The organism is Pseudoalteromonas sp. bablab_jr010, from assembly GCF_016464105.1.
Lineage (GTDB): Bacteria > Pseudomonadota > Gammaproteobacteria > Enterobacterales > Alteromonadaceae > Pseudoalteromonas > Pseudoalteromonas simplex.
This window is the reverse complement of the sequence record NZ_JACDWV010000181.1, coordinates 1-530: the sequence shown is the minus strand read 5'-3', so window position 1 is coordinate 530 and position 530 is coordinate 1. Positions and strand designations below refer to the sequence as shown.

The 530-nt window shown below is 39.4% G+C and carries 1 rRNA gene; it reads right to left on the bottom strand.

The features are described 5' to 3' along the window. Positions 1 to 130 (bottom strand): 16S ribosomal RNA (locus JIG37_RS18450); the annotation flags it as partial. Between the last annotated feature and the right edge of the window lie 400 nt (positions 131 to 530).

Genomic DNA, 530 nt, shown 5'->3' with positions numbered 1-530 from the left:
TTCCCAAGCATTACTCACCCGTCCGCCGCTCGTCAGCAGAGTAGCAAGCTACTCTCTGTTACCGCTCGACTTGCATGTGTTAGGCCTGCCGCCAGCGTTCAATCTGAGCCATGATCAAACTCTTCAATTAAAAGTTTTTTGTTTGAAGTAAACTTCAAACCATGCTCAATGAATTCTGATTGTTTGTTTCTACTTTTTAAAAAAGTAAAATCAAAACGAATTGACTATATAGTCACTCAGTTACATTTGAGACTCTAAATTTGTTTGCTCCACTTAGTAAACTAAGCTTCGCTGTTAGAACTCAATCTGTACGAGTGCCCACACAGATGATTGCTTTATATTGTTAAAGAACGTTTGAGATACTTTTGCGTCTCAAGGGCTGTGCATTCTACGCAAGCCGTTATTTTTGTCAACACTTAATTTTGAGAAAAGTTTATTTTTTCAAAACTCAGTCTTACTTGACTCAACCAACTCGTCGTTTTGCTTTTTTGTAAGCAGTCCGCCGTGTCGGTGGATGCGCATTATAGGGA